The 26,411-nt window shown below is 60.1% G+C and carries 23 protein-coding genes and 1 tRNA gene; 11 read left to right on the forward strand and 13 right to left on the reverse strand.

The window, feature by feature from the left end:
* Positions 1-6 precede the first annotated feature (6 nt).
* From tolR to nadA, 9 genes are all read left to right on the forward strand, one after another.
* Positions 7-459 (forward strand): protein TolR, encoded by a 453-nt coding sequence (gene tolR / locus U862_RS0124320; protein ID WP_177327371.1) that lies wholly within the window; start codon positions 7-9, stop codon positions 457-459.
* Positions 459-1,523: a cell envelope integrity protein TolA gene (tolA, locus tag U862_RS0124325; RefSeq protein ID WP_025112792.1), complete on the forward strand. Its 1,065-nt coding sequence runs from the start codon at positions 459-461 to the stop codon at positions 1,521-1,523. The genes tolR and tolA overlap by 1 nt, the downstream gene beginning before the upstream one ends.
* A 17-nt stretch (positions 1,524-1,540) precedes the next feature.
* On the forward strand, positions 1,541-2,821 hold the full coding sequence (gene tolB / locus U862_RS0124330) for a Tol-Pal system beta propeller repeat protein TolB (protein WP_177327372.1): 1,281 nt from the start codon (positions 1,541-1,543) through the stop codon (positions 2,819-2,821).
* A 52-nt stretch (positions 2,822-2,873) separates the two neighbouring features.
* Positions 2,874-3,371, forward strand: a complete 498-nt coding sequence (pal, locus tag U862_RS0124335) for a peptidoglycan-associated lipoprotein Pal (RefSeq protein ID WP_003178634.1) — start codon at positions 2,874-2,876, stop codon at positions 3,369-3,371.
* Between the two features lie 6 nt (positions 3,372-3,377).
* The gene (gene ybgF / locus U862_RS0124340; RefSeq protein ID WP_025112794.1) at positions 3,378-4,211 is read left to right on the forward strand and encodes a tol-pal system protein YbgF; all 834 of its coding nucleotides are present in this window, start codon (positions 3,378-3,380) and stop codon (positions 4,209-4,211) included.
* A gap of 167 nt (positions 4,212-4,378) precedes the next feature.
* On the forward strand, positions 4,379-5,026 hold the full coding sequence (queE, locus tag U862_RS0124345; RefSeq protein WP_025112795.1) for a 7-carboxy-7-deazaguanine synthase QueE: 648 nt from the start codon (positions 4,379-4,381) through the stop codon (positions 5,024-5,026).
* Between the two features lies 1 nt (position 5,027).
* Complete coding sequence (gene queC, locus U862_RS0124350; RefSeq protein WP_025112796.1) at positions 5,028-5,720, forward strand: 7-cyano-7-deazaguanine synthase QueC; 693 nt, start codon at positions 5,028-5,030, stop codon at positions 5,718-5,720.
* A 62-nt stretch (positions 5,721-5,782) separates the two neighbouring features.
* Positions 5,783-5,858: transfer RNA gene (locus U862_RS0124355), tRNA-Lys, on the forward strand.
* Positions 5,859-6,129: 271 nt separating this feature from the next.
* Positions 6,130-7,188, forward strand: coding sequence for a quinolinate synthase NadA (nadA, locus tag U862_RS0124360; RefSeq protein WP_025112797.1), 1,059 nt, complete (start codon positions 6,130-6,132; stop codon positions 7,186-7,188).
* 136 nt (positions 7,189-7,324) lie between these two features.
* Here the strand turns inward: nadA and U862_RS0124365 are convergent, their stop codons facing one another.
* From U862_RS0124365 to arcD (U862_RS0124420), 12 genes are all read right to left on the reverse strand, one after another.
* The gene (locus tag U862_RS0124365; RefSeq protein ID WP_025112798.1) at positions 7,325-7,813 is read right to left on the reverse strand and encodes an RDD family protein; all 489 of its coding nucleotides are present in this window, start codon (positions 7,811-7,813) and stop codon (positions 7,325-7,327) included.
* Positions 7,814-7,910: 97 nt separating this feature from the next.
* Positions 7,911-8,123: a cold-shock protein gene (locus U862_RS0124370; protein ID WP_007934683.1), complete on the reverse strand. Its 213-nt coding sequence runs from the start codon at positions 8,121-8,123 to the stop codon at positions 7,911-7,913.
* A gap of 403 nt (positions 8,124-8,526) precedes the next feature.
* The gene (gcvT, locus tag U862_RS0124375) at positions 8,527-9,651 is read right to left on the reverse strand and encodes a glycine cleavage system aminomethyltransferase GcvT (RefSeq protein ID WP_025112799.1); all 1,125 of its coding nucleotides are present in this window, start codon (positions 9,649-9,651) and stop codon (positions 8,527-8,529) included.
* Positions 9,652-9,702: 51 nt separating this feature from the next.
* Positions 9,703-11,079: an L-serine ammonia-lyase gene (locus U862_RS0124380; RefSeq protein ID WP_025112800.1), complete on the reverse strand. Its 1,377-nt coding sequence runs from the start codon at positions 11,077-11,079 to the stop codon at positions 9,703-9,705.
* A 207-nt stretch (positions 11,080-11,286) separates the two neighbouring features.
* Positions 11,287-14,139, reverse strand: a complete 2,853-nt coding sequence (gene gcvP, locus U862_RS0124385; protein WP_025112801.1) for an aminomethyl-transferring glycine dehydrogenase — start codon at positions 14,137-14,139, stop codon at positions 11,287-11,289.
* A gap of 11 nt (positions 14,140-14,150) precedes the next feature.
* Complete coding sequence (gcvH, locus tag U862_RS0124390) at positions 14,151-14,534, reverse strand: glycine cleavage system protein GcvH (RefSeq protein ID WP_025112802.1); 384 nt, start codon at positions 14,532-14,534, stop codon at positions 14,151-14,153.
* Positions 14,535-14,969: 435 nt separating this feature from the next.
* Entirely contained in the window at positions 14,970-16,478 is a 1,509-nt protein-coding gene (locus U862_RS0124395) for a sigma-54-dependent transcriptional regulator (RefSeq protein WP_025112803.1), read from the reverse strand.
* Positions 16,479-16,628: 150 nt separating this feature from the next.
* Positions 16,629-16,991 (reverse strand): DUF5064 family protein, encoded by a 363-nt coding sequence (locus U862_RS0124400; protein WP_025112804.1) that lies wholly within the window; start codon positions 16,989-16,991, stop codon positions 16,629-16,631.
* A gap of 62 nt (positions 16,992-17,053) precedes the next feature.
* The gene (arcC, locus tag U862_RS0124405) at positions 17,054-17,983 is read right to left on the reverse strand and encodes a carbamate kinase (RefSeq protein WP_025112805.1); all 930 of its coding nucleotides are present in this window, start codon (positions 17,981-17,983) and stop codon (positions 17,054-17,056) included.
* 184 nt (positions 17,984-18,167) lie between these two features.
* A complete protein-coding gene (locus tag U862_RS0124410; protein ID WP_025112806.1) occupies positions 18,168-19,178 on the reverse strand; it encodes an ornithine carbamoyltransferase in 1,011 nt (336 codons plus the stop codon).
* Positions 19,179-19,247: 69 nt separating this feature from the next.
* Entirely contained in the window at positions 19,248-20,504 is a 1,257-nt protein-coding gene (gene arcA, locus U862_RS0124415) for an arginine deiminase (protein WP_025112807.1), read from the reverse strand.
* A gap of 34 nt (positions 20,505-20,538) precedes the next feature.
* Positions 20,539-21,966, reverse strand: coding sequence for an arginine-ornithine antiporter (arcD, locus tag U862_RS0124420; protein WP_025112808.1), 1,428 nt, complete (start codon positions 21,964-21,966; stop codon positions 20,539-20,541).
* A gap of 438 nt (positions 21,967-22,404) precedes the next feature.
* Between arcD (U862_RS0124420) and arcD (U862_RS0124425) the strand changes: the two genes are divergently transcribed.
* Together arcD (U862_RS0124425) and U862_RS0124430 are read left to right on the forward strand one after the other, a co-directional pair.
* On the forward strand, positions 22,405-23,832 hold the full coding sequence (arcD, locus tag U862_RS0124425) for an arginine-ornithine antiporter (protein ID WP_025112809.1): 1,428 nt from the start codon (positions 22,405-22,407) through the stop codon (positions 23,830-23,832).
* Positions 23,829-24,692: a DNA-3-methyladenine glycosylase gene (locus U862_RS0124430; protein WP_025112810.1), complete on the forward strand. Its 864-nt coding sequence runs from the start codon at positions 23,829-23,831 to the stop codon at positions 24,690-24,692. Before arcD (U862_RS0124425) ends, U862_RS0124430 begins: the two co-directional genes overlap by 4 nt.
* A 190-nt stretch (positions 24,693-24,882) precedes the next feature.
* Here U862_RS0124430 and U862_RS0124435 read toward each other — a convergent pair whose 3' ends face one another.
* Positions 24,883-26,229 (reverse strand): CoA transferase, encoded by a 1,347-nt coding sequence (locus U862_RS0124435; protein WP_025112811.1) that lies wholly within the window; start codon positions 26,227-26,229, stop codon positions 24,883-24,885.
* Between the last annotated feature and the right edge of the window lie 182 nt (positions 26,230-26,411).

Here is a 26,411-nt window from a genome sequence, read left to right on the forward strand (position 1 = left end):
GCTTTAATCGCTCGAGCCCGAAACAAGCGCAAGCCGGTCGCCGAGATGAACGTGGTGCCATACATCGACGTGATGCTGGTGCTGCTGGTTATCTTCATGGTGACCGCGCCTATGCTCAATCAGGGCGTGAAAGTGGATCTGCCCAAGGTTTCCAGTGAAGCCTTGCCGCAGGACAACAACACTCAGGTGCTGACCATTTCGATCAAGGCTGACAAGACCTACTACTGGAACCTTGGCAGCGAAGTCGACACTGAAAAGCAGCAGGACAGGGCCATGACGCTGCCGCAGATGACTGACGCGGTGACCAAGATCATTCGCGCCGGCAACGAAGGCGGCAAGCACACCCAGGTGTTCATTCGTGGCGACAAGTCGGTCGACTACGGCGCCGTCATGGGCGCGATGGGCGGGTTGCAGAAAGCCGGGGTCGGTAATGTTGGCTTGATTACCGAGGCGCCCTGATGCAGCAACAGCGAGAGCCGTCCGCCTCGGAAAGCTACTTCTGGCCTAGTGTCCTGGCAATTGGCTTGCACGTGCTGGTATTCGGCATGCTGTTCGTCAGTTTTGCCCTGACACCGGAGCTGCCGCCGGCCAAGCCGATTGTCCAGGCAACCTTGTACCAACTGAAATCGAAAAGTCAGGCAACCACCCAGACCAATCAGAAGATTGCGGGTGAGGCGAAGAAATCCGCCGCGCGCCAGACCGAAGTCGAGCAGATGGAGCAGAAAAAGGTCGAGCAGGAAGCGGTGAAGGCTGCGGAACAAAAGAAAGAAGAAGCGGCTCAAAAGGCCGAGGAAGCCAAGAAGGCCGACGAGGCGAAGAAAGCGGACGAGGCGAAAAAGGCGGATGACGCCAAGAAAGCCGACGACGCGAAGAAAGCCGAAGCCAAAAAGGCCGAAGAGAAACAATTGGCTGATATAGCCAAGAAGAAGGCTGAAGAAGAAGCTAAGGAAGAGGCCAAGAAAGAGGCCGCTGAAGAAGCCAAGAAGAAGATCGTCGAAGACGCGAAGAAGAAAGCCGCCGAAGACGCCAAGAAGAAAGCTGAAGCTGAAGAGGCGAAGAAGAAAGTCGCCGACGAAGCGAAGAAGAAAGCTGCTGCCGATGCTGCGAAGAAGAAAGCGCAGGACGCGGCACGTAAATCTACCGAAGACAAAAAGGCTCAGGCCCTGGCAGATTTGCTTTCCGACACGCCGCAGCGTCAGCAGGCCTTGGCCGATGAGCAGGGTGACGAAGTCGCGGGCAGTTTCGATGACCTGATTCGTGCGCGGGCAGCGGAAGGTTGGGCACGTCCACCTTCGGCACGCAAAGGCATGACGGTCGTGCTGCAAATCGGCATGTTGCCGGACGGTACGGTGACCTCGGTCAGCGTGGCCAAGTCCAGCGGCGACGGTCCGTTCGATGCTTCGGCAGTCGCGGCGGTCAAGAATATTGGACGTTTGACGGAAATGCAGGGAATGAAGCCGAGCGATTTCGCTCCGTATCGTTCATTCAAGATGACATTCACACCTGAGGATCTAGCCTTGTGAGAAACCTTCTTCGAGGAATGCTGGTCGTGATCTGCTGCATGGCAGGGATCGCGATGGCTGATGAAAAGAACATTCTGGTCACCAGCGGCAGCGATCGGGCAACGCCGATCGCCGTCGTACCATTCGGTTTCCAGGGCGGTGCAGTGCTGCCGGACGACATGGCAGAAATCATTGGTAATGACTTGCGGAACTCGGGCTACTACTCGCCGATTCCAAAGCAGAACATGATTGCCCAGCCAAGCCAGCCGAGTGAAATCATCTTCCGTGACTGGAAGGCGGTGGGTGCTCAATACATGATGGTCGGCAGCATTGTTCCAGCGGGCGGTCGCCTGCAGGTGCAATGGGCGCTGTTCAACGTGGCCACCGAACAGAAAGTGGCTGACGGCAGTGTTTCCGGTACTACCGAGCAACTGCGTGACATGGCGCACTACATCTCTGACCAGTCGTTCGAAAAACTTACCGGCATCAAAGGTGCGTTTTCGACCCGTCTGCTGTACGTGACAGCCGAGCGTTTCTCCGAGAAGAACACTCGCTACACCCTGCAGCGTTCGGACTACGACGGTGCCCGCGCCGTGACCCTGCTGCAATCGCGCGAGCCGATCCTGTCGCCGCGTTTCGCACCGGATGGCAAGCGTATCGCCTACGTGTCGTTCGAGCAGAAGCGTCCGCGCATCTTCATGCAGAACATCGACACCGGTCGCCGTGAGCAGATCACCAACTTCGAAGGCCTGAACGGCGCGCCTGCCTGGTCGCCGGATGGCAATCGCCTGGCCTTCGTGCTGTCCAAGGACGGCAACCCGGACATCTATGTGATGAACCTGGGTTCGCGTCAGATCACTCGCGTGACGGCAGGTCCTGGCATCAACACCGAACCGTACTGGGGCAAGGATGGTTCGACCATCTACTTCACCTCGGACCGTGGCGGCAAACCACAGATCTACAAAACCAGCGCCAGTGGCGGCGGTGCGGAGCGAGTGACCTTCATCGGTAACTACAACGCCAACCCGAAGCTTTCGGCTGACGAAAAGACCCTGGTGATGATCCATCGTCAGGACGGTTTCACCAATTTCAAGGTGGCGGCTCAGGATTTGCAGCGCGGAAGTGTAAAAATCCTAACTGATAGCACTCTGGACGAGTCGCCTACTGTTGCGCCCAACGGCACCATGGTAATCTACGCCACCCGCCAGCAGGGCCGGGGAGTCTTGATGCTCGTGTCCATTAATGGACGCGTGAGGCTCCCGCTTCCTACCGCTCAAGGCGAAGTCAGAGAACCGTCCTGGTCCCCTTACCTGAACTGACGCGGCGCTACACGTTTTACTTAACACACTGGGGTTCATTAGGAGTTTCACGATGGAAATGCTGAAGTTTGGTAAATTTGCTGCGCTGGCTCTGGCCATGGCTGTAGCTGTAGGTTGCTCGTCCAAAGGCGGCGACAACGCCGGTGAAGGCGCTGTTGATCCAAACGCTGGTTACGGCGCAAACACTGGTGCCGTTGACGGTTCCCTGAGCGAAGAAGCTGCTCTGCGCGCAATCACCACCTTCTACTTCGAATACGACAGCTCGGACCTGAAGCCAGAAGCCATGCGCGCTCTGGACGTTCACGCCAAAGACCTGAAAGCAAACGGCGCTCGCGTTGTTCTGGAAGGCAACACCGACGAACGTGGTACTCGTGAGTACAACATGGCACTGGGCGAGCGTCGTGCGAAAGCCGTTCAGCGCTACCTGGTACTGCAAGGTGTTTCCCCAGCTCAGCTGGAACTGGTTTCCTACGGCGAAGAGCGTCCAGTTGCTACCGGCAACGACGAGCAGTCCTGGGCTCAAAACCGTCGCGTCGAACTGCGTAAGTAATTCGATATGCGAACGTGCCGTCGTGCTGTAACTGTTCTGGCTCTCAGCCTCGCGCCGCTTGCGGCGTGGGCTGCGGTTCCTGTGGTCGATGACAACTCCGGTTATAACAATAGCGGGAGCAGTTATCCGCCTGCAGGTTACGGTACGAACGGCGCCTATGCCGGGGGAGCGGCTTCGGCCCCTGCCTCGGCACAGGGCATGCTGTTCAACCAATTGCAACAAATGCAGGATCAGATATCGCGCCAGCAAGGTGTGATCGAAGAACTGCAGAATCAGGTTGCGCGCATGAAGCAAGAGTCCCTGGAGCGATACCAGGATCTTGATCGGCGCATAGGATCCGGTGCTGCACCTGCCGCGACTCCTGAGAATTCTTCTGCCGGTGGCGATGCAAGTGCTGCTGCCGGTGCTGCCGCTGGTGCCGGGGCTGCTGCCCAGGCACCTGCTGCGAGCAGTGAACCGGGTGATCCGGCCAAGGAAAAGCTGTATTACGATGCGGCTTTCGATCTGATCAAAGCCAAGGATTTCGACAAGGCCAGCCAGGCTTTCTCGGCATTCCTGCGCAAATACCCGAACAGCCAATACGCGGGCAATGCCCAGTACTGGTTGGGCGAAGTCAATCTGGCCAAAGGCGATCTGCAAGGTGCGGGTCAAGCGTTTGCCAAGGTTTCGCAACTGTATCCCAAGCATGCCAAAGTGCCGGATTCGCTGTACAAGCTGGCTGACGTAGAGCGCCGCCTCGGTCACACCGACAAGGTCAAAGGCATTCTGCAGCAGGTGGTTTCCCAATACCCGGGGACCTCCGCAGCCCAGTTGGCCCAACGCGATCTGCAACGCATGTAATTGAGCTTCACCCCGTTTGGAAGAAACCCGCGCTTGTCGCGGGTTTTTTCGTTAGAATTCACGCCCTTTTTCTGAAACACGCTTCTTATGGCCTGCGCGTTGGCGGGGTTATCTGAAGTGCCTGACGGAGGCGGACAGCCTGTTTAGCTGTTACGCCCGTGGCGACTATGCAAGACACATTGAGAATCACCGAAGTTTTCTACTCGTTGCAGGGGGAAACGCGGACTGCCGGGCTGCCCACGGTTTTTGTGCGCCTGACCGGTTGCCCATTGCGTTGCCAATACTGCGACAGCGCCTACGCGTTCACTGGCGGTACGATCCGCACCCTCGACGACATCCTTGAGCAAGTGGCCGGGTTCCGACCGCGCTATGTGTGTGTCACTGGCGGTGAGCCGCTGGCACAGCCCAATGCCATTCCCTTGCTCAAGCGCTTGTGTGATGCCGGTTACGAGGTCTCGCTGGAAACCAGCGGTGCCCTCGACGTTTCGGCAGTCGACTCGCGGGTCAGTCGCGTTGTCGACCTGAAGACGCCCGGCTCGAAAGAGGCCCATCGCAACCGTTACGAGAATATCGAGCTGCTGACTCGCAACGACCAGGTGAAGTTTGTCATCTGTTCGCGGGAAGACTATGACTGGGCAGTTTCCAAACTGATCCAGTACGGGCTCGACCGACGTGCCGGCGAAGTTCTGTTTTCTCCAAGTCACCATGACCTCAACGCGAGGGATCTGGCGGACTGGGTGGTGGCAGATAATCTGCCAGTGCGGTTGCAACTGCAGCTGCATAAATATCTATGGAATGATGAGCCGGGGCGCTGAGATGACTGAACAACTGAACACGAGTGAAAAACGCGCAGTAATCCTGCTGTCCGGTGGCCTGGACTCAGCCACAGTCGTGGCGATGGCCCGGGCTGAAGGTTACGCCTGCTACACCATGAGCTTCGATTATGGTCAGCGTTCTCACGCTGAACTGCACGCCGCCGCCCGTGTTGCCCGTGATCTGGGTGTGGTCGAGCACAAGGTCATTGGCCTGAACCTGAACGGCATGGGTGGTTCGGCCCTGACCGATACCAGCATCGACATTCCTGAGGCGCTGGGTGAGGGCATTCCGGTGACTTACGTGCCGGCGCGCAACACGGTGTTCCTGTCGCTGGCATTGGGCTGGGCTGAAGTGCTCGGCGCCCGTGACATCTTCATCGGCGTCAATGCGGTCGATTACTCCGGTTACCCGGATTGCCGTCCCGAGTTCATCGAGTCGTTCGAGTGTATGGCCAACCTGGCGACCAAGGCGGGCGTGGAAGGCAATGGCTTCCGCATTCAGGCGCCGCTGCAGAACCTGAGCAAGGCGCAGATCGTCCAGGCCGGCGTGAAGCTGGGTGTGGATTATGGTCTTACTGTTTCCTGCTATCAGGCCGACGATGAAGGCCGCGCATGCGGTAAATGCGACAGCTGCCGCCTGCGTGCAGAGGGCTTTGCGGCCGCTGGTGTGGACGACCCAACACATTATTTTTGATTTTTTTCAAAAAGGTGTTGAATAGTCCTTAAAAATCAGTATTATACGCGCCACCACACAGCGGGTCGTTAGCTCAGTTGGTAGAGCAGTTGGCTTTTAACCAATTGGTCGTAGGTTCGAATCCCACACGACCCACCATATTTGGCGGTTTAGAAAATCCGGAAGGCCCACGAAAGTGAGGATTTCCGGGTTTTTTTTTGCCTGCGATTCGGGTGAGCATTTCCTCAGCGCCGTCGGTGCTGACACAGGTCAGAATCATCTTTTGTATCAACGGGATATTCTGTAGCCTTGCGCAGCTTCAATGCTGTCCGTGCCTGATGATACTCACTCTCCCGGCGGTACCCTCAAGCGGTCCGGAGCCGGGTGTATACTCGACTTTCGCGCGAAAGCGCCTGCAGGTCTTGCGAACATGACGCAGATTTCCGAACGCCTTCTGGTTCAAGCCCACCTCGATGCCAAACAGCCCAAACCGCTGAGTGCCGAGGAAGAGGCCTATTACCGTTCCGCCATCGCCGCCGAGCTCAAGGCTCAGGACGCGGTGCTGGTTGCCCACTTCTATTGCGATCCGGTGATTCAGGCCCTGGCCGAAGAGACCGGAGGCTGTGTATCCGATTCCCTGGAGATGGCCCGCTTCGGTAACGCCCATCCGGCCAAGACCGTGGTGGTCGCCGGCGTGAAATTCATGGGTGAGACCGCGAAGATTCTCAACCCGGAAAAACGCGTGCTGATGCCGACCCTTGATGCGACGTGCTCGCTGGACCTGGGTTGCCCGGTAGATGAGTTCTCGGCGTTCTGTGATCAGCACCCGGAGCGCACGGTGGTGGTGTACGCCAACACCTCCGCAGCGGTCAAAGCCCGGGCTGACTGGGTCGTGACGTCGAGTTGCGCGCTGGAGATCGTCGAAAGCCTGATGGACAACGGCGAGACCATCATCTGGGGCCCGGACAAGCATCTGGGTACTTACATCCAGCGCAAGACCGGTGCCGACATGCTGCTGTGGGACGGCGCCTGCATCGTTCACGAGGAGTTCAAGTCCAAGCAGCTTGAAGACATGAAGGCGCTGTACCCGGACGCCGCCATTCTGGTGCACCCGGAGTCGCCGACCTCGGTGATCGAACTAGCGGATGCCGTCGGTTCGACCAGCCAGTTGATCGCTGCCGCGCAAAGCCTGCCGAACAAGACCCTGATTGTCGCTACCGATCGCGGCATCTTCTACAAGATGCAGCAGCTGTGCCCGGACAAGGTCTTCATCGAGGCGCCAACCGCCGGTAACGGCGCCGCATGCCGCAGTTGCGCACATTGCCCGTGGATGGCCATGAACACCCTTGAGCGAACGCTCAAGAGCCTCAAGGAAGGCACGAACGAGATCTTTGTTGATCCGGCGCTGATTCCGCAGGCGATCCGGCCTTTGAAGCGCATGCTGGACTTTACTCAGGCCGCGCGGATGAAGCTGGCTGGTAACGCCTAAGCTCTAAAGGCAGCATACAAAACCTGTGGGAGCGGGATTGCTCGCGAAGGCGTCATATCAGTCAACATCTAACTCGACTGATACGATGCCTTCGCGAGCAAGCCCGCTCCCACAGTTGTTTCTGCGTTTTGGAGGGTTATTTGGTTTTCTTCGGAATCCGTACCAGGCGGGTATCGGAGTAGATGTCGTGCCAGGTGCGCTTCTGTTTGTCGTACAGCGACCAGAAGAACCCGAGCCCTGCGCACAGCCACGAAGCGATCGACACCATGAAGCGCAACAGTGCCTGCCACAGGCTGATCGCGCTGCCATCGGCGTTCTGTACGCGAATCCCCCACACCTGCATGCCCAGTGTCTGGCCGCCATGGGTCCAGAACTTGGCGAAGAACGCAAACAGCACCAGCAGCAATACAGTGGAGTACAGCGGGTCGCCATCCAGTTTGCCGGCATCGGTCATTGCGCGCAGACGCTCTTCGCCGATGATCGCTGCCTGGATCAGCTTGTAAACGAAGCCGGTCACGATCAGCAGGGCGGTGCACAGCAGGAAGTCATAGAACATCGCGGCCAAACGTCGACCGAGGCCTACGGCAGGAAAATCGCCCTGGGGAGTGAGCAGGTTTTTCGACATGGCAGCCTCTGGACGCAAAATGAAGCGCCATTTTACGGATTCGCGCGCACAAAAAAGCCCCTGATATCAATATCAGGGGCTTTTTCGTTACAGAAGATTAGCCTTCTGCTTGTACTTCGTCAGCCTGCATGCCTTTCTGGCCTTGCACAGCAACGAAGGTCACTTTCTGGCCTTCTTTCAGGCTTTTGAAGCCGTTGCCCTGAATAGCGCGGAAATGCACGAACAGATCCGGACCGCTTTCTGGAGTGATAAAACCAAAACCTTTCTCGTCGTTAAACCACTTGACGGTACCGCTCTGACGTTGGGACATTTCTTATTTCCTTTGACGCAAAAATTAATGACAGTCTCTTCCTCATGAAAGAGTACTGGGGCTGGTTGCAGGAGAGTAAGAAGACGTCGAACGGGATGTAGCTAACTTGTAGGCTACTGCCCAGGTCACGATTCCAAGCTGACCCATGCAAACACAGTGGACAAACTCTACGCCAACTACGGGAGAAAAAACAAGCCCCGTGAAGGCCCCGGTTTTCCTGCCCCTGCTGGCAATTAGTCAGTTCACTAGTGCGGCTTGGACGATTAGCGGGTTCAATTGTTTTCGATCGTTATAAGCAAAGTTCATATTCGAATCGAATGTTAGAAAATGCACTTTTTTGTGGCGATTGCGTTACACATTAGTGCACGCATAACGCAATCGCGTTACTTATAGAAACAATCAATCAACCGCGGTAGTAGCGTTGTGGAACAAATGGCATTTTGCTTACAAGCATTTGCACCTTTTTCCCACGGACGATGGCCCAGACTGGTGTGTCGAGGGTGACATAAGCGCTGTCGAGGTAACCCATCGCCAAAGGGCCGCCCAAGGTCGGCCCGAAGCCGCCGCTGCACACGCTGCCGATGATCTCGCCGGCTTCGTTGACGATTTCTGCGCCTTCACGCACGGGTGTGCGTTCTTGTGGCAGCAGGCCGACGCGTTTGCGGGCGACGCCGTTCTGCTGCTGAGCAAAAATGCTTTCTGCCCCCGGAAAACCGCCGGCCCGCGCGCCGTCGGCACGGCGAGGTTTGGACATCGCCCACAACAGGCTGGCTTCGATGGGTGTGGTGTCGGTGTTCATGTCGTGGCCGTACAGGCACAGGCCGGCTTCCAGGCGCAGCGAATCGCGGGCGCCGAGGCCGATGGCCTGGACTTCAGGCTCTGCGAGCAGAGCGCGGGCGAGTTTTTCCGCGTCAGCTGCGGGTACCGAGATCTCGAAACCGTCTTCACCGGTGTAACCGGAACGGCTGACGAAGCAATCCACGCCCAGCAGATTCACGCGGGCGAACTGCATGAAGGTCATCTTCGCGACTGCAGGCACCAGGCGGGCCAGTACGGTGACGGCTGCCGGACCTTGCAGGGCGAGCAGGGCGCGCGCTTCGAACAGCTCCGTGATGGTGCACTGATCGCCGATGTGTTTTTGCAGATGCGCCAGGTCCTGATCCTTGCAGGCGGCATTGACCACCAGGAACAGTTCGTCGTTGCCGAGGTTGGCGACCATCAGGTCGTCGAGGATGCCACCGCTCTGGTTGGTGAACATCGCATAACGCTGCATGCCCACCGGCAAGTCGATTATGTCAACCGGTACCAGGGTTTCCAGGGCTTTGGCAGCGTTGGCACCGGTCAGGCGGATCTGGCCCATGTGCGAGACGTCGAACAGTCCGGCGTGCTCACGGGTGTGCTGGTGTTCTTTCATCACGCCGAGCGGGTATTGCACCGGCATGTCGTAGCCAGCGAAGGGCACCATGCGGGCGCCAAGTTCGAGGTGCAGAGCGTGCAGCGGGGTTTTCGACAATGGTTCGGTGGACATGCGGGACTCCTTGATTCACACCAACCCTCTCCCCAAGGGAGAGGGGGCTAATTAGCATTCGATAATGTTGACCGCCAGACCGCCACGGGCGGTCTCCTTGTATTTGCTTTTCATGTCGGCGCCGGTCTGGCGCATGGTGCGGATGACCTTGTCGAGCGAGACGAAGTGTTGTCCGTCGCCGCGCATCGCCATGCGCACCGCGTTGATCGCCTTCACCGAGCCCATCGCGTTGCGCTCGATGCACGGTACCTGCACCAGCCCGCCAATCGGGTCGCAGGTCAGGCCAAGGTTGTGTTCCATGCCGATTTCCGCAGCGTTCTCGACTTGCTGCACGCTGCCGCCGAGCACTTCACACAACGCGCCGGCCGCCATCGAACAAGCGACACCGACCTCGCCCTGACAGCCGACTTCGGCGCCGGAGATCGAGGCGTTTTCCTTGTACAAAATGCCGATAGCGGCGGCGGTCAGCAGAAAGCGCACCACGCCGTCGTCATTCGCACCCGGGATAAAGCGCATGTAGTAATGCAGCACCGCCGGGATGATCCCCGCCGCGCCGTTGGTGGGCGCAGTCACCACGCGCCCGCCGTTGGCGTTTTCTTCGTTGACTGCCAGCGCGTACAGATTGACCCAGTCGAGCACCGACAGTGGATCGCGCAGCGCCGACTCCGGGTTCTTGCACAATTGCCGATGCAGCGCCGCCGCCCGGCGCTTGACCTTCAGCCCGCCCGGCAGGATGCCTTCGTTGCGGCATCCGGCAGCCACGCAGTCCTGCATCACTTGCCAGATCTTCAGCAGGCCGGCGCGGGTCTCCGCCTCCGGACGCCAGGCGCTTTCGTTGGTCAGCATCACCTGGCTGATCGACAGCCCATAAGTGGCGCAATGGCCAAGCAAGTCCTTGGCGCTTTTGAACGGGAAGGTCAGCGGCGTGGCGTCTTCGACGATGCGGTCGGCACCGGCGGCATCCTCGTCGACCACGAAACCACCGCCGACCGAGTAATACTCGCGGCTGCGGATCTGGATTCCCGCCGCGTCGAACGCACGGAAGATCATGCCGTTGGGGTGATAAGCCAGCGGTTTGCGGATCATTGCCAGGTGTTCTTTTTCGTTGAACGCGATGCTGTGTTCACCGAGCAGCTTCAGCCGGCCGTTGCCGCGAATCTCTTGCAGGCGCGTGGCGACGGTTTCGGTGTCGACAGTGTCGGGGTGTTCGCCCTCAAGGCCGAGCAACACGGCTTTGTCGCTGCCGTGCCCCTTGCCGGTGGCACCGAGCGAGCCGTACAGCTCGACTTTGAGGGTGCTGGTTGCAGACAACAGGCCGTCCCGGCGCAGGCCTTCGGCGAAGCGCGCAGCGGCACGCATCGGGCCGACGGTGTGGGAACTGGAGGGACCGATGCCAATCTTGAACAGGTCGAACACGCTTAACGACATGAGTGGTTCTCCGGTTTCTTGTTATAGGAATTGGCGCAAGCTCAAGGCTGGACACAAATCCCCTGTAAGAGCGGGCTTGCTCGCGAATGCGGTGTGTCAGGCAACATTGATGGCGACTGATACACCGCATTCGCGAGCAAGCCCGCTCCCACTTTGGGATCTATGGTTTTGCTGAAATCGGGGCAGGTCAACCCGCCCCTCATCCGGTTAAGCGTAGCTTTCGATCGACGGGCAGGCGCACACCAGGTTGCGATCGCCGAACACGTTGTCGACACGGCCGACCGGCGGCCAGTATTTGCCTTCGATCAACGACGCCACTGGATACACCGCTTGCTCGCGGCTGTACGGGTGGGTCCACTCGCCAACCAGTTCTGCTGCGGTGTGCGGGGCGTTCTTCAGCGGGTTGTCGTCTTTGTCCAGGGTGCCGTTTTCCACTGCACGGATTTCTTCGCGGATGCGGATCATGGCGTCGCAGAAGCGGTCCAGTTCTTCCTTGGATTCGCTTTCGGTCGGCTCGATCATCAGTGTGCCAGCGACCGGGAACGACATGGTCGGGGCGTGGAAGCCGAAGTCGATCAGGCGCTTGGCGACGTCGTCAACGCTGATGCCGCTGCTGTCTTTCAGCGGACGCAGGTCGAGGATGCATTCGTGCGCCACCAGTCCGTTGCTGCCGGTGTACAGCACCGGGTAGTGCTCTTCGAGGCGACGGGAAATGTAGTTGGCGTTGAGGATCGCCAGTTGCGAAGCACGCTTGAGACCCGCCCCACCCATCATGCGAATGTACATCCAGGTGATCGGCAGAATGCTCGCGCTGCCGAACGGTGCTGCGCAGACCGCGCCTTCCTTGCGTTCCATCTGGCCGTGGCCTGGCAGGAACGGAGTCAGGTGCGACTTGACGCCAATCGGGCCGACGCCCGGGCCGCCGCCGCCGTGTGGAATGCAGAAGGTTTTGTGCAGGTTCAGGTGCGAGACGTCGCCGCCGAACTTGCCTGGTGCACAGAGGCCGACCATTGCGTTCATGTTCGCGCCGTCGATGTATACCTGGCCGCCGTTGTCGTGAATGATCCCGCAGATTTCGCGGATGCCTTCTTCGAACACGCCGTGGGTCGACGGGTAGGTGATCATCAGCGCGGCGAGGTGTTCGCGGTGCTCGATGGCTTTGGCGCGCAGGTCTTCGATGTCGACGTTGCCACGCGCATCGCACGCGGTCACGACCACGCGCATGCCAGCCATGTTGGCGGTGGCCGGGTTGGTGCCGTGGGCGGACGAGGGGATCAGGCAGATGTCGCGGCGCTCATCGCCACGGCTCTGGTGGTAGGCGCGGATCGCCAGGAGGCCTGCGTATTCACCTTGCGAACCGGCATTCGGTTGCAGCGAGATCGCGTCGTAACCGGTGGCGGCGCAGAGCATCGCTTCCAGTTCGTCGGTCAGTTGCTGGTAACCGGCACTTTGTGCGGCTGGGGCGAACGGGTGCAGGGCGCCGAATTCGGCCCAGGTCACCGGGATCATTTCGCTGGCGGCGTTGAGTTTCATGGTGCACGAGCCCAGCGGGATCATGGTGCGATCCAGGGCCAGGTCCTTGTCCGCCAGCTTGCGCAAGTAGCGCATCAGCTCGGTTTCGGAGTGATAACGGTTGAACACTGGATGGCTGAGGATTGGCGACTGACGTACCAGCGCGGTCGGGATGGTGCTTTGCACCGAGGCGGCCAGTGCGGCGAAGTCCGGCAGGGTCTTGCCGTCGGCGAACAGGCGCCACAGGGTTTCGATGTCAGCCTGAGTGGTGGTTTCGTCCACCGACAGGCCCAGACGCTGAGCGTCGATCACGCGCAGGTTGATCTGCGCAGCGTGCGCCTTGTCGTGCAACGCGGCGGTTTGTGCGCCGGTGGCCACGGTCAGGGTGTCGAAGAAACTGGCTTGTTCGACATTAGCGCCCAGTGCGCTCAGGCCCTTGGCCAGAATCGCGGTCAGGTGATGCACGCGGTTGGCGATCTGCGTCAGGCCTTTCGGGCCGTGGTAGACGGCGTACATGCTGGCGATGTTGGCCAACAGCACCTGTGCCGTGCAGATGTTCGACGTGGCCTTCTCGCGGCGGATGTGTTGCTCGCGGGTCTGCATCGCCAGACGCAGGGCCGGTTTGCCGAAACGGTCAACCGAGACGCCGACCAGACGGCCCGGCATGTCGCGCTTGAATGCATCCTTGGTGGAGAAGTACGCGGCGTGCGGGCCACCGAAGCCCAGCGGCACGCCAAAACGTTGCGCAGAACCGATAGCGACGTCGGCGCCAAACTCGCCCGGGGCGGTCAGCAGCGTCAGGGCCAGCAGGTCGGCAGCCACGGCCACCAGCGCGTTGGCGGCGTGGAAGCGTTCGGTCAGTTCGCGGTAGTCGAACACATCACCGTTGCTGGCCGGGTATTGCAGCAGCGCGCCGAAGAACGGCGTCACGTCGCTCAGTTCACGCTCGTCGCCCACGACCACATCGATACCCAGCGGCTCGGCACGGGTGCGCAGCACGTCGAGGGTTTGCGGATGGCTGTGGATCGAGGCGAAGAACTGGTGGCTGCCCTTGTTCTTGCTCAGGCGTTTGCAGAAGGTCATGGCTTCGGCAGCGGCGGTAGCTTCATCGAGCAGGGAAGCGTTGGCGATCGGCAGGCCGGTGAGATCGCTGATCAGGGTCTGGAAGTTCAGCAGCGCTTCGAGACGGCCCTGGGAAATTTCTGGTTGGTACGGCGTGTAAGCGGTGTACCAGGCCGGGTTTTCCAGCAGGTTGCGCAGGATCGGTGATGGCGTGTGGCAGTTGTAGTAGCCCTGGCCGATGTAGGTCTTGAACAGCTGGTTTTTGCCGGCGATCGATTTGATCATCGCCAGGGCGTCGGCTTCACTCAGGCCATCGTCCATGCCGAGAACGCTGGTGCCCTTGATGCTTTCCGGGATGACGCTGGCGCTCAGGGCTTCGAGCGAGTCGAAGCCGAGGCTGTTGAGCATGGCCTGCTCGTCACCGGCGCGCGGGCCGATGTGACGGGCGATGAATTCGTTAGCGGTGCCGAGGTTTACTTGGGTCATGGCGCTACTCCTCAGGCTTCGGCTTGGGCTTTGATCAGACGGTCGTACGCATCCTGATCCAGCAGTTTCGCCACGGCCGATGCGTCGCTTGGTTTGAAACGGAAGAACCAGCCTTCGCCCAGTGGATCTTCGTTGACCAGTTCTGGAGCGTCTTCCAGCGCCGGGTTGACTTCCAGCACGTCGCCATCGAGGGGCATGTACACGCCGCTGGCGGCTTTCACCGATTCCACGGTGGCGGCTTCAGCGCCTTTTTCGTAAGCCTGCAGCTCAGGCAGTTGCACGAACACCACGTCGCCCAGGGCGTTCTGCGCGAAAGCGGTGATGCCGACAGTAACGCTACCGTCAGCTTCGGTGCGCAGCCATTCGTGATCTTCAGTAAAACGCAACTCGCTCATGGAAACTCCTAAGGGGGCCAGACTCGTCTGGTGGACGCGGTGGAAGGCTGGGGCGGTAATGCCCTGATTTTATGAGCGGTTACTTAGCAAGAACGCGGCCATCTTGAATTTATCTTTATAAAACAATGAGTTATTGGATTTGGCTGAGGGCGGTGGGACGAGGCGTGTAGCGAAATCGCTACAGATCAGGGCAGGTAAAAAAGCTGAAGCGGATCAAAGTCTTGCACAGCGGTCGCTGGAGGAGGGTGTAGTGATATCGTTCCGCTGTAGCGCTTTCAGTACAGATTGAGGTCGTTTTTGAACGGATTTCGAATACGCCACATACCCTGTGGGAGCGGGCTTGCTCGCGAATGCGGTGTGTCAGTCACCATAAATACTGGCTGACCCGACGCCTTCGCGAGCAAGCCCGCTCCCACATTTTTGACCGAGTCCGGTTCAGGGCTTGTTGGGAATGCCGTATTTGCGTAGCCGATGCGCAATCGCCGTGTGCGACGTCTGCAGGCGGCTCGCCAGTTGGCGGGTCGAGGGATAGCTGACGTAGAGTTTTTCCAGCAGCGATCGCTCAAACGCTTCCACAGCTTGTTCGAGACTGTCGACGTCGCTGTCGGTTTGCCGTGCGACCGAGGTGCCGGCGATGTCGAGATCGCCGATATCCACCAGGCTGCTTTCGCAAATCGCGGCGGCGCGGAAGATCACGTTCTGCAATTGCCGCACGTTGCCCGGCCAGCGGTTGCCAAGCAACGCCGGATAGGTGCCGGGGGCGAGGCGGCAAACCGGACGCTGAATCTGCGCACAGGCTTGCTGCATGAAGTAGCGCGCCAACAGCAGAATGTCCTGACCGCGTTCGCGCAGCGGCGGCACTTCAACGTTGAGCACGTTGAGGCGATAGAACAGGTCTTCGCGGAACAGGCCTTCGCTGACCATTTTTTCCAGATCGCGGTGGGTCGCGCTGAGAATGCGCACATTGACCTTGACCTCACGATCACCGCCAACGCGGCGGAAGCTGCCGTCGTTCAAGAAACGCAGCAATTTCGCCTGCAGGTACGGTGACATTTCGCCGATCTCATCGAGAAACACCGTGCCTTGGTTGGCCAGTTCCATCAGCCCCGGTTTACCACCGCGCGCCGCGCCGGTGAAGGCGCCTGGGGCGTAGCCGAACAGTTCGCTTTCGGCGAGGTTCTCCGGCAGCGCTGCGCAGTTCAATGCCAGAAAAGGCGCGCTGTGCCGCGCACTGATCGCGTGGCAGGCACGGGCGACCAGTTCTTTACCGGTGCCGGTTTCACCTTGAATCAACAGCGGCGCATCCAGGGCGGCAACGCGTTGAGCGCGCGCCTTGAGGGTGCGGATCGCCGGGGACTCGCCCAGTAGCGCATCGAAACCTTCGGCATGGTCGTGGTGCAGTGCGGAAAGTTGTTCGCCGATGCGGTTCGGCTGATAGAGGGTCAGCAGCGCGCCAGCGTCGGTGATCGGTGTGGCGTCGAGCAACAAAGTCTGGCCGTTGACGGTGATTTCCCGCAGCGGCAGACGGAAACCTTGTTCGAGCAGGGTTTCCAGCAGGCCAGGATCGTTGAACAGTTCCGCGACACTCTCACCGGCCGGTTCGCGGCCGTACAACGCGATCAGCGCCGGGTTCGCCAGCAACACTTTCCCGGCGCTGTCGAGGGCGAGTACCGGGTCGGTCATCGCTGCCAGCAACGCATCAAGCTGCAAGTGCCGACGCTGGCCGGGGAGGATGTCGACCACGGTCACCGCCTCCACACCGAGCACCCGAAACAGCGCATCTTTGAGTTCTTCGAGCACTTGCGGGCTCAAGGTCGGCGCGTCGATGTAGACGTTGGGCGGAATCATCTCCACCGCATCCAGATTGAGATTACGCCCACCGAGGATAGCCAGGACTTCCTGGGTGATGCCGACGCGGTCGATGAAGCTGACGTGGATACGCATGGGGCGGTTCAGTGTTCTGCAGTGCGGAGGGTGGCAAGTATGCCTTGGGGCGGGGCAATGGTGAAATGTATGGCGCTTTTCAGCGCTACACAGATCTCTTGTGGGAGCGAGCAAGCCCGCTCCCACAGGGGGGAGTGTGCTGTGTTCGGGTTATTCGAAGTGTTCGATGTTCACCGGGTCGCCGGATTTCATATTCAACTGCACACGGATGTCTTCAAACATCAGATCGTAATGCTTGTGCACCGAGCCGATCTGGCTGTGGGTCCTGGGAATCCCGTACTTCTCGGCGATTCGTGTCACGTTGTTGGCAAAGTTGTACGCCTCCTCCTTGGGCAGGAAGAAGGTCTCTTTCATGTCCTTGCCCTGGATGCTGCCGTGCAGGGTGAACTGGATGCCTTTGCCTTTTCCAGGATCGGTGAATAACTCATAGTCGAGGTGCACGTTGTAGCTGACGTCATCCGGCGTCAACGCATGCCGCTCAATATGCAAATGACCGGGTTCGAATTGGGCCATGGGTTTCTCCTTTCAAGGCATGGGAGAAGGGCAGACCCTGAGCCTGCCCCCGCAGTTTCTAATTATCGATAGCTGATGCCGGGCTTCGCGGTGGTCACGCGAGTACCAGCAGTGCCCTGGACAATCGCTTCGATGTCCGCCAGCGAGCCGATCACCGCGACCTTGCCAGTATGGCGCGCGAATTCGCAGGCTGCCTGCACCTTCGGTCCCATGGAGCCGGCGGCAAAGCCAAGGCGTTCGAGTTCGTCCGGATGCGCTTCGGCGATGGCTTTCTGCGTCGGTTTGCCGTAGTCGATGAACGCCGCGTTGACGTCAGTGGCGATCACCAGCAGGTCGGCTTCCAGTTGTTCGGCGAGCAGCGACGAGCACAGATCCTTGTCGATCACCGCCTCGATGCCCTTGAGGTTGCGGTGCTCGTCGTACAGGGTCGGAATCCCGCCGCCGCCGGCGCAGATTACGATGCTGCCCTTGTCCAGCAGCCACTTGATCGGGCGGATTTCGAAGATCCGTTTCGGCCGTGGGCTGGCGACCACACGGCGGAACTTGTCACCGTCCGGGGCGATGGCCCAGCCTTTTTCGGCGGCGAGTTTTTCCGCTTCGGCCTTGTCGTAGACCGGGCCGATCGGTTTGGTCGGGTTCTGGAACGCCGGGTCCTTGGCGTCGACTTCAACCTGGGTCAGCAGAGTGGCGAACGGCACCTCGAAGTCCAGCAGGTTGCCCAGTTCCTGTTCGATGATGTAGCCGATCATGCCTTCGGTTTCGGCACCGAGTACGTCCAGCGGGTAAGGGGTGACGGAGGTATACGCCGCCGCCTGCAGCGACAGCAGGCCGACTTGCGGGCCATTGCCGTGGGCGATGACCAGTTGGTTGCCGGGGTGGATCTTGGCGATTTGCTCGGTGGCGATGCGGATGTTGGCGCGCTGATTGTCAGCGGTCATCGGTTCGCCACGGCGGAGCAGGGCGTTGCCGCCCAGAGCTACGACGATACGCATGGTGTATGTCCTTCTAATCAGAGGAGAGGCAAACGACTCGGTCGTACTGCCAGAACCGGGGGCCTTGGTGGGAGGGGGGCTTGCTCCCGAAGGCGGTGTGTCAGGCTCCATGAATGTTGCCTGATATGGCCTCTTCGCGAGCAAGCCCGCTCCCACATTTGGATCCGGTTCCTTCAGTGAGTTGTTACAGGTCAGCCAGGGTCGAGACCAGGATCGCCTTGATGGTGTGCATGCGGTTTTCCGCTTGCTCGAAGGCGATGCAGGCTGGCGACTCGAACACGTCGTCGGTCACTTCGATGCCGTTGGCCAGGTGCGGATACTGTTCGGCGATCTGTTTGCCGACCTTGGTATCGCTGTTGTGGAACGCCGGCAGGCAATGCATGAACTTGGTGCGTGGGTTGCCGGTGGCTTTCATCAGTTCTTTGTTGACCTGGTACGGCAGCAGTTGCTGGATACGCTCGGCCCACGCTTCAACCGGTTCGCCCATCGACACCCAGACGTCGGTGTGGATGAAGTCGACGCCTTTGACGGCAGCTTTCGGGTCTTCGGTGAGGGTGATGCGTGCGCCGGATTCTTCCGCGTATTTCTTGCAGCGATCGACCAGATCATCATGCGGCCACAGGGCTTTCGGCGCGCAGATGCGCACGTCCATGCCGAGTTTGGCGCCGACCAGCAGCAGCGAGTTGCCCATGTTGTTGCGCGCATCGCCAAGGTAGGCGTAGCTGATGTCATGGATGGGTTTGTCGGCGTGTTCACGCATGGTCAGCACGTCGGCGATCATTTGTGTCGGGTGATATTCGTCGGTCAGGCCGTTGAACACCGGTACGCCAGCGAACTTCGCCAGCTCTTCGACGATTTCCTGTTTGAAGCCACGGTACTCAATGGCGTCGTACATGCGACCCAGCACGCGGGCCGTGTCTTTCATGCTTTCCTTGTGGCCGATCTGCGAAGAGTTCGGGTCGATGTAGGTGACATTGGCGCCTTGGTCATACGCGGCCACTTCGAACGCGCAGCGGGTGCGGGTCGAGGTTTTTTCGAAGATCAGGGCGATGTTGTTGCCCTTGAGGTGTTGCTGCTCGGTGCCGGTGTATTTGGCGCGTTTCAGGTCGCGGGACAGGTCGAGCAGGTAACGCAGCTCACGTGGGGTGTGGTGTTCCAGGCTGAGCAGGTTACGGTTGTGAATGTTGAACGCCATGATGATTCTCCTTGGATTCGGTAATCGGCCCGGCCGCTACGGGGTGGGTGCGGCCGGGGAGATGGTCGTTTAGTAATCGATTGGGTCACGCACGATCGGGCAGGTCATGCAGTGGCCGCCGCCGCGGCCGCGACCGAGCTCGCCGGCGCTGATGGTGATGACTTCCACGCCGGCCTTGCGCAGCAGGGTGTTGGTGTAAGTGTTGCGGTCGTAGCCGATGACCACGCCCGGTTCCACGGCCACCACGTTGTTGCCGTCGTCCCATTGTTCGCGTTCGGCGGCGAAGCTGTTGCCACCGGTTTCCACCACGCGCAGCTTCGGCAGGTTGAGGGCTTTGGCCACGGTGTCGAGGAAGGTGCCTTCTTCGCGGCGGATGTCGATGCCGCCTTGTTTGCTTTCGTCAGGGCGCAGGGTGAACGCGACGATCTGGTTCACCACTTCCGGGAAGATCGTCACCAGGTCGCGGTCGCAGAAGCTGAACACGGTGTCCAGATGCATCGCGGCGCGGGATTTGGGCAGGCCGGCCACGATGACTTTTTCCACGGCCTTGTTCTTGAACAGGTTCAGCGCCAGTTGGCCGATGGCCTGACGGGACGAGCGTTCGCCCATGCCGATCAACACCACGCCATTGCCGATCGGCATCACGTCGCCGCCTTCAAGCGTCGAGCTGCCGTGCTCCTTGTCCGGGTCGCCGTACCAGATCTCGAAATCGGCGTTGGTGAACTGCGGGTGGAATTTGTAGATCGCGGTCGCCAGCAGGGTTTCCTGGCGACGCGCCGGCCAGTACATCGGGTTCAGCGTCACGCCACCGTAGATCCAGCAAGTGGTGTCGCGGGTGAACTGGGTGTTGGGCAGTGGCGGCAGAATGAAGCTGGAGTGGCCGAGGAAGTCGCGGAACATCTGGATGGTCTTGCCACCGAAGCTGTCCGGCAGATCATCGGCGGACACGCCACCGATCAGGAATTCGGCGATGTGCCGTGGCTCAAGGCTTTTCAGCCAGGATTTTACTTCGCTGATCAGGCCCAGGCCCACCGAATCGGCGGTGACCTTGCGCTCAAGAATCCAGTCCAGCGCTTCAGGGATGGCGACGATGTCGGTCAGCAGGTTGTGCATTTCCAGCACGTCGATCCCGCGTTCACGCATCTTGGTGACGAAGTCGAAGTGGTCGCGCTTGGCCTGGGCAACCCACAGCACATCGTCGAACAGCAGTTCATCGCAGTTGTTCGGGGTCAGCCGCTGGTGGGCCAGACCTGGGGAGCAAACCATGACTTTGCGCAGTTTGCCGGCTTCGGAATGGACGCCGTACTTAACTTTTTCCGTGGTCATTGCAGTGATCCTCCAGAGATAAAACTTTGGGCAATTACAGGGTCAGGAAGCCGTCGTAGAGACCGTAGGCCGCCACCAGGGCACCCACGATCACCGCGGCGAAAATCAGCTTCTCGACGTTGGTGAAAACCGCTTGTTTGAGTTCGAGCTTGGCCTTGGCGAACAGGATCGCGCCGGGGGCATACAGCAGGGCCGAGAGCAGCAGGTACTTGACCCCGCCGGCATACAGCAGCCAGACCGCATAGATCAGCGCGATCCCGCCGATGATCAGGTCCTTGCGTCGCTCGGCCGCAAAGCCTTCGTAGGTTTCGCCGCGCACCGCCAGCAGCAGGGCATAGGCCGCCGACCACAGGTACGGCACCAGAATCATCGAGGTGGCGAGGTAGATCAGCGACAGGTAAGTGCTGGCCGAGAACAGGGTGATGATCAGGAAAATCTGCACCATCGCGTTGGTCAGCCACAGGGCGTTGACCGGTACGTGGTTGGCGTTTTCCTTGCGCAGGAACTCCGGCATGGTGTGGTCCTTGGCGGCGGCGAACATGATCTCCGCACACAGCAGCACCCACGACAGCAGCGCGCCCAGCAGCGAGATGATCAGACCGACGCTGATCAGCACGGCACCCCAGTGACCGACCACGTGCTCCAGCACGGCGGCCATCGACGGGTTCTGCAGTTTGGCCAGTTCTGGCTGGGTCATGATGCCTAGCGACAGCACGTTCACCAGCACCAGGAACAGCAGCACGGTGATGAAGCCGATCACAGTGGCCTTGCCGACGTCGGAACGTTTCTCTGCCCGTGCCGAGAAGATGCTCGCGCCCTCGATGCCGATGAACACCCACACGGTGACCAGCATCATGTTGCGCACCTGGTTCATCACGCTGCCCAGATCCGGGTTTTTCACGCCCCAGATGTCAGCGGTGAAGATGTCCAGTTTGAAAGCGAAGATTGCGATCAGCACGAACAGCAGCAGCGGCACGACCTTGGCGACAGTGGTCACAAGGTTGATGAATGCCGCTTCCTTGATCCCGCGCAGCACCAGGAAATGCACGGCCCACAGCAGCACGGAGGCGCCGATCACCGCCGCCACCGTGTTGCCTTCGCCGAAAACCGGAAAGAAATAGCCGAGGGTGCTGAACAAGAGAACAAAGTAACCAACGTTGCCCAGCCAGGCACTGATCCAGTAACCCCAGGCGGACGAAAAACCCATGTAGTCGCCGAAACCGGCCTTGGCGTAGGCGTAGACTCCGCCGTCCAGGTCAGGCTTGCGATTGGCCAGGGTTTGAAAGACAAAAGCGAGGGTGAGCATGCCGACAGCGGTGATGGCCCAACCGATCAGCACCGCGCCGACGTCGGCGCTGGCGGCCATGTTTTGTGGCAAAGAAAATATCCCGCCACCGATCATCGAGCCGACTACCAATGCAGCCAGTGCACCTAGTCGTAGTTTTCCGGGAGCTTCAGACATTGCATGACTCCATTGCAGGAGAGAAGAGATCACAGCGTAGTTCTGTTGTCTGTTCAAACAGCTGACTTAGATCAGTTCATGGTCACATTCCATTGTTAATGAATGACTTAGGAAATCACTGATGGCATAAAGCTTTCGTCTGAAAGGCCCGTCCCAGAGGCTTTCTGGTGGAGTGGTTGGGAATGGCTATTATTACTTTCGAATTATCACGCTAGTTCTTTTTCAGCTTTTGGCAAATTTTCCCCATCTGTTTTCAGTACAGAATTGAATTATCAGGACCAGCGCACAAAACTGTCTTGACGTGCTAGGCGTTAGCGTTATCCGCTATATATAAATGGGCGTTTTTCGGTATTACCTGATAAACGTGATCGGGCTTTATCCGTTTAGTTAATAGTTGTTACAAATAACAACTCACGACGCACTTGAATGGAGACTCAGATGTCGCAACCGACGCAAAAGCTGCGATTAGGCGCGTTGATCGCCCTGGTGGTGGGTTCGATGATTGGCGGGGGGATTTTCTCGCTGCCGCAGAACATGGCGGCCCGTGCCGATGCCGGGGCGATACTGATCGGTTGGGGCATCACGGCGATCGGCATGTTGACCCTGGCGTTCGTGTTCCAGACTCTCGCCAACCGCAAGCCCGAGCTGGATTCCGGCGTCTACGCCTACGCCAAGGCCGGATTCGGCGACTACATGGGTTTCTCGTCTGCCTGGGGTTACTGGATCAGCGCCTGGCTGGGCAACGTCGGTTACTTCGTTCTGCTGTTCAGCACCCTCGGCTATTTCTTTCCGGTGTTCGGTCAGGGCAACACGCCGATCGCCATCGGCTGCGCGTCGGTGCTGCTGTGGGCCGTGCACTTTCTGGTGATGCGCGGGATCAAGGAGGCGGCGTTCATCAATCAGGTGACCACGGTCGCCAAGATCGTGCCGTTGATCATGTTCATCGTCATCGCGGCAGTGGCGTTCAAGGCCGACATCTTCACCCGTGACATCTGGGGCCACAGCAACCCGAGCTTCGGCGGGGTGATGGATCAGGTGCGCAACATGATGCTGGTGACGGTGTTCGTGTTCATCGGCATCGAGGGCGCCAGTGTGTACTCGGCACGGGCGGAGAAACGCACCGATGTCGGCCGCGCCACGGTGATCGGTTTTATCGGCGTGCTGGCACTGCTGGTGCTGGTCAACGTGTTGTCGCTGGGGATCATGAGTCAGCCGGAACTTGCGAACCTGCAGAACCCGTCGCTGGCGGCGGTGCTGGAACACATCGTCGGGCCGTGGGGCGCATTGCTGATCAGCCTCGGTCTGGCTGTTTCCCTGCTCGGCGCGTTGCTGTCGTGGGCGTTGCTGTGCGCCGAAATCCTCTTTGCCACGGCCCGGGACAAGACCATGCCGGCGTTCCTGAAAAAGGAAAACGCCAATCATGTGCCGGTCAATGCGCTGTGGCTGACCAACGTGATGATTCAGATTTTCCTGCTGATCACGCTGTTTTCCGCCGGCACCTACACCAGCCTGATCTACCTGGCCTCGTCGATGATTCTGGTGCCGTACCTGTGGTCGGCAGCGTACGCGGTGCTGCTCAGCGGACGCGGCGAAACCTACGAGCACGCCTCGGCCGAGCGCACCAAGGATCTGCTGATTGGCGGTATCGCCCTGTGTTACGCGGTGTGGCTGTTGTACGCCGGCGGGGTGAAATACCTGCTGCTGTCGGCGCTGCTGTATGCGCCGGGGGTGGTGTTGTTTGCCAAGGCCAAGCATGAGCAGGGCGAGCCGTTGTTCACGCATGTCGAGAAGGTGATCTTCACCTGCGTGATCATCGGCGCCGGGCTGGCGGCGTATGGCTTGTACAGTGGTGTGCTGTCGCTGTGAGGTTGGCGCTGGCGTATCAGCCGCCCTATGACTGGGACGCGATGTCGGGATTTCTCGCCGCGCGGGCGGTGGTCGGGATGGAGACCGTGGTTGATGGCGTTTATTCGCGCAGCATCGGCTTGCGCGGCGTGCACGGCACGGTGTCTGTGTGGGCGGGTGCGGGGGATGCGCTGGACGTCGAGCTGGATTTTGCTGAGCCGGCCGCGGTGCCCGAGATAGTCCTGCGCTTGCGCCGACAGTTTGATCTGGATGCCGACCTTGCGTTGATGCAACGGCATCTGGCCCACGATCCGCTGTTGGCGCGATTGATCGCCGAGCGCCCGGGGCTGCGCGTGCCGGGTGCGTGGGACGGTCTGGAACTGGCCTTTCGCGCAGTGCTGGGGCAGCAGATTACCGTGGTCGCGGCGATTCGCCTGGCGGGAAAACTGCTCGCGCACCATGGCGCACCATTACGCTCGACAGTGCCGGGTGTGACTCACGTATTTCCCGAGGCGCAGGTGCTGGCGACGGCCGATCTGGCGGCGCTGGGCATGCCGAAAAGTCGTGGACGGACGCTCTCGGGCGTGGCGCAGGCGCTGCTGGAGGATCCGTTGTTGTTCGAGCCGAATCGCGAGGGCGGCATTGCGCGATTGCTCGCGTTGCACGGGATTGGCGAGTGGACGGCGCAGTACATTGCGCTACGGCAGTTGCGCGATATGGATGGGTTTCCCCATGGCGATGTCGGGTTGTTGCGGGCGCTGGAAGAGCTGGAAGGGACTCGACCCACGGCGCGGGCATTGGCTGATCGGGCTGAGGCTTGGCGGCCTTTTCGGGGGTATGCGGCGCAGGTGTTGTGGACGTCTTTGAGCCGGGCTGACTGATCCTGATTTCATGGTGTCAGTTCTGGCCTCTTCGCGAGCAAGCCCGCTCCCACAGGGGAACGCATTTCAAATGTGAGAGCAAGCCCGCTCCCACAGGGGAATGCATTTCAAATGTGGGAGCAAGCCCGCTCCCACAGGGGAACGCGTTTCAAATGTGGGAGCGAGCCTGCTTGCGAAAGCGGTCAGAAGGTCACCACTGGGCTCGATGCGAACCCAGTTCAGTGGCCGGCAACGCCCACTGCAGCGGCGTCCCGCTGATCTTCACTGGCGCCAGCAAGCGGTGCGCCGGCCCCCACGGTGTCTGTTCCAGCTGCGAGCTTTGATCCTGCGCGTCTTCAGCGCGCAACGCTTCGCTCGGCCCCGGCCCCTGCTCGATCAGCAGCTTGGCGGTTCGCGCCAGTGACAAACGCGCCGAGCCACCCCGGCCGTTCTGCAAACGTTGTGTCAAAAGACAGATCGCACTCGCTGCCATCAGATAACCGGTTGCATGGTCTAGCGCCTGCACCGGCAGCGGAGTGGGTTTGTCGGCGTGCTTCCAGCGCTGTCCGGCCTCGGCGATGCCGCTGCTCATTTGCACCAGGCTGTCGAAGCCGCGGCGGTTCTGCCATGGGCCGCTCCAGCCGTAGGCGTTGAGGCAGACGTCGATCAGCCCCGGTGCCAGTTGCCGGCGGCGCTCGCTGCCGAAACCGAGGTGTGTCAGTGCATCGGCACGGTAGCCGTGCAGCAGAATATCAGCGTCCTTCAACAAATCTTCAAACAGCGCACGATCGGCCGCTTGATGCAGGTCCAGCCGTGCGCAGCGTTTGCCGAGGGTGACTTCCGGCACCACGCCCGGTTCGTTCCAGGTCGGCGGATCGATGCGCAGCACGTCGGCCCCGAGGCCCGCGAGAAAACGGCTGGCGGTGGGGCCGGCGAGCACGCGGGTCAGGTCCAGCACCTTGAGTCCTGCCAGCGGTCGCGCCACCGACCCGGACCACGCTGGCGCAACTTCGTGCTGATCAGCGCTGAAGTGCACCAATGGTTCAGCATTTACCGCCAGCCCCTGCGGATGCTGCTGCCACTGCGCCCAACTGCGCATTTGCGCGGCACAGCCCTTGGCGTCGACCACCGCTTGCTCCAGCTCGGCGCTGCTCCATTGCGCGACTTTCGCTGCCATCGCGGCACGGTCGGCGCAGGCCCCCAGCACGCTTTCGGCGGCGGCGCGGTGATGCGGGGCGTTGGTGTGCAGGCGGATCCAGCCATCCTGGGTGGCGTAGTCGCCGGCGACGGGATCCCACAGCGGCGGCACTTCCCAGCCAATCGGACGCAATGAGGTGGCAAACCAGAACGAGGCCAGACGCCGGTCGACTTCGACGGCGGGCGGGTTCCCGGTCTGTTGCCGGAGCAGTTCGACGACGGCCTGACCGGCAGCGGCGATGCTGGCGCAGGCCAGGTCGGTGACCGCGAACGCCGAGGGCAGGGCGCCACTGGCGGTGAACGGAATCGGCGTTTGAGGCAAGCCGAGCGCGGCTTGAATGGACGTGAGTAAATCAGTCATCGAAGGCCCTCCGGAAGAGAGGACGATGATAGTGCAAAAAAATCCTGAGCCAGATGAAATTCCCGAACAACGAACACGGCCCCTGTGGGAGCGAGCCTGCTCGCGAATGCGCTGTATCAGTCACTGTTAATGGCGCTGACACACCGCTTTCGAGCAGGCTCGCTTCCACAATGGTGCGGTGG

Origin of the sequence: Pseudomonas sp. H1h (assembly GCF_000633255.1) — a bacterium.
GTDB lineage: Bacteria > Pseudomonadota > Gammaproteobacteria > Pseudomonadales > Pseudomonadaceae > Aquipseudomonas.

Excerpts from the sequence above, each read along its gene's own strand:
- tolA (WP_025112792.1), top strand. The coding sequence starts at position 459 with ATGCAGCAACAGCGAGAGCCGTCCGCCTCGGAAAGCTACTTCTGGCCT.
- tolB (WP_177327372.1), top strand. The coding sequence starts at position 1,541 with ATGCTGGTCGTGATCTGCTGCATGGCAGGGATCGCGATGGCTGATGAA.
- pal (WP_003178634.1), top strand. The coding sequence starts at position 2,874 with ATGGAAATGCTGAAGTTTGGTAAATTTGCTGCGCTGGCTCTGGCCATG.
- ybgF (WP_025112794.1), top strand. The coding sequence starts at position 3,378 with ATGCGAACGTGCCGTCGTGCTGTAACTGTTCTGGCTCTCAGCCTCGCG.
- queE (WP_025112795.1), top strand. The coding sequence starts at position 4,379 with ATGCAAGACACATTGAGAATCACCGAAGTTTTCTACTCGTTGCAGGGG.
- queC (WP_025112796.1), top strand. The coding sequence starts at position 5,028 with ATGACTGAACAACTGAACACGAGTGAAAAACGCGCAGTAATCCTGCTG.
- nadA (WP_025112797.1), top strand. The coding sequence starts at position 6,130 with ATGACGCAGATTTCCGAACGCCTTCTGGTTCAAGCCCACCTCGATGCC.
- U862_RS0124365 (WP_025112798.1), bottom strand. The coding sequence starts at position 7,813 with ATGTCGAAAAACCTGCTCACTCCCCAGGGCGATTTTCCTGCCGTAGGC.
- U862_RS0124370 (WP_007934683.1), bottom strand. The coding sequence starts at position 8,123 with ATGTCCCAACGTCAGAGCGGTACCGTCAAGTGGTTTAACGACGAGAAA.
- gcvT (WP_025112799.1), bottom strand. The coding sequence starts at position 9,651 with ATGTCCACCGAACCATTGTCGAAAACCCCGCTGCACGCTCTGCACCTC.
- U862_RS0124380 (WP_025112800.1), bottom strand. The coding sequence starts at position 11,079 with ATGTCGTTAAGCGTGTTCGACCTGTTCAAGATTGGCATCGGTCCCTCC.
- gcvP (WP_025112801.1), bottom strand. The coding sequence starts at position 14,139 with ATGACCCAAGTAAACCTCGGCACCGCTAACGAATTCATCGCCCGTCAC.
- gcvH (WP_025112802.1), bottom strand. The coding sequence starts at position 14,534 with ATGAGCGAGTTGCGTTTTACTGAAGATCACGAATGGCTGCGCACCGAA.
- U862_RS0124395 (WP_025112803.1), bottom strand. The coding sequence starts at position 16,478 with ATGCGTATCCACGTCAGCTTCATCGACCGCGTCGGCATCACCCAGGAA.
- U862_RS0124400 (WP_025112804.1), bottom strand. The coding sequence starts at position 16,991 with ATGGCCCAATTCGAACCCGGTCATTTGCATATTGAGCGGCATGCGTTG.
- arcC (WP_025112805.1), bottom strand. The coding sequence starts at position 17,983 with ATGCGTATCGTCGTAGCTCTGGGCGGCAACGCCCTGCTCCGCCGTGGC.
- U862_RS0124410 (WP_025112806.1), bottom strand. The coding sequence starts at position 19,178 with ATGGCGTTCAACATTCACAACCGTAACCTGCTCAGCCTGGAACACCAC.
- arcA (WP_025112807.1), bottom strand. The coding sequence starts at position 20,504 with ATGACCACGGAAAAAGTTAAGTACGGCGTCCATTCCGAAGCCGGCAAA.
- arcD (WP_025112808.1), bottom strand. The coding sequence starts at position 21,966 with ATGTCTGAAGCTCCCGGAAAACTACGACTAGGTGCACTGGCTGCATTG.
- arcD (WP_025112809.1), top strand. The coding sequence starts at position 22,405 with ATGTCGCAACCGACGCAAAAGCTGCGATTAGGCGCGTTGATCGCCCTG.
- U862_RS0124435 (WP_025112811.1), bottom strand. The coding sequence starts at position 26,229 with ATGACTGATTTACTCACGTCCATTCAAGCCGCGCTCGGCTTGCCTCAA.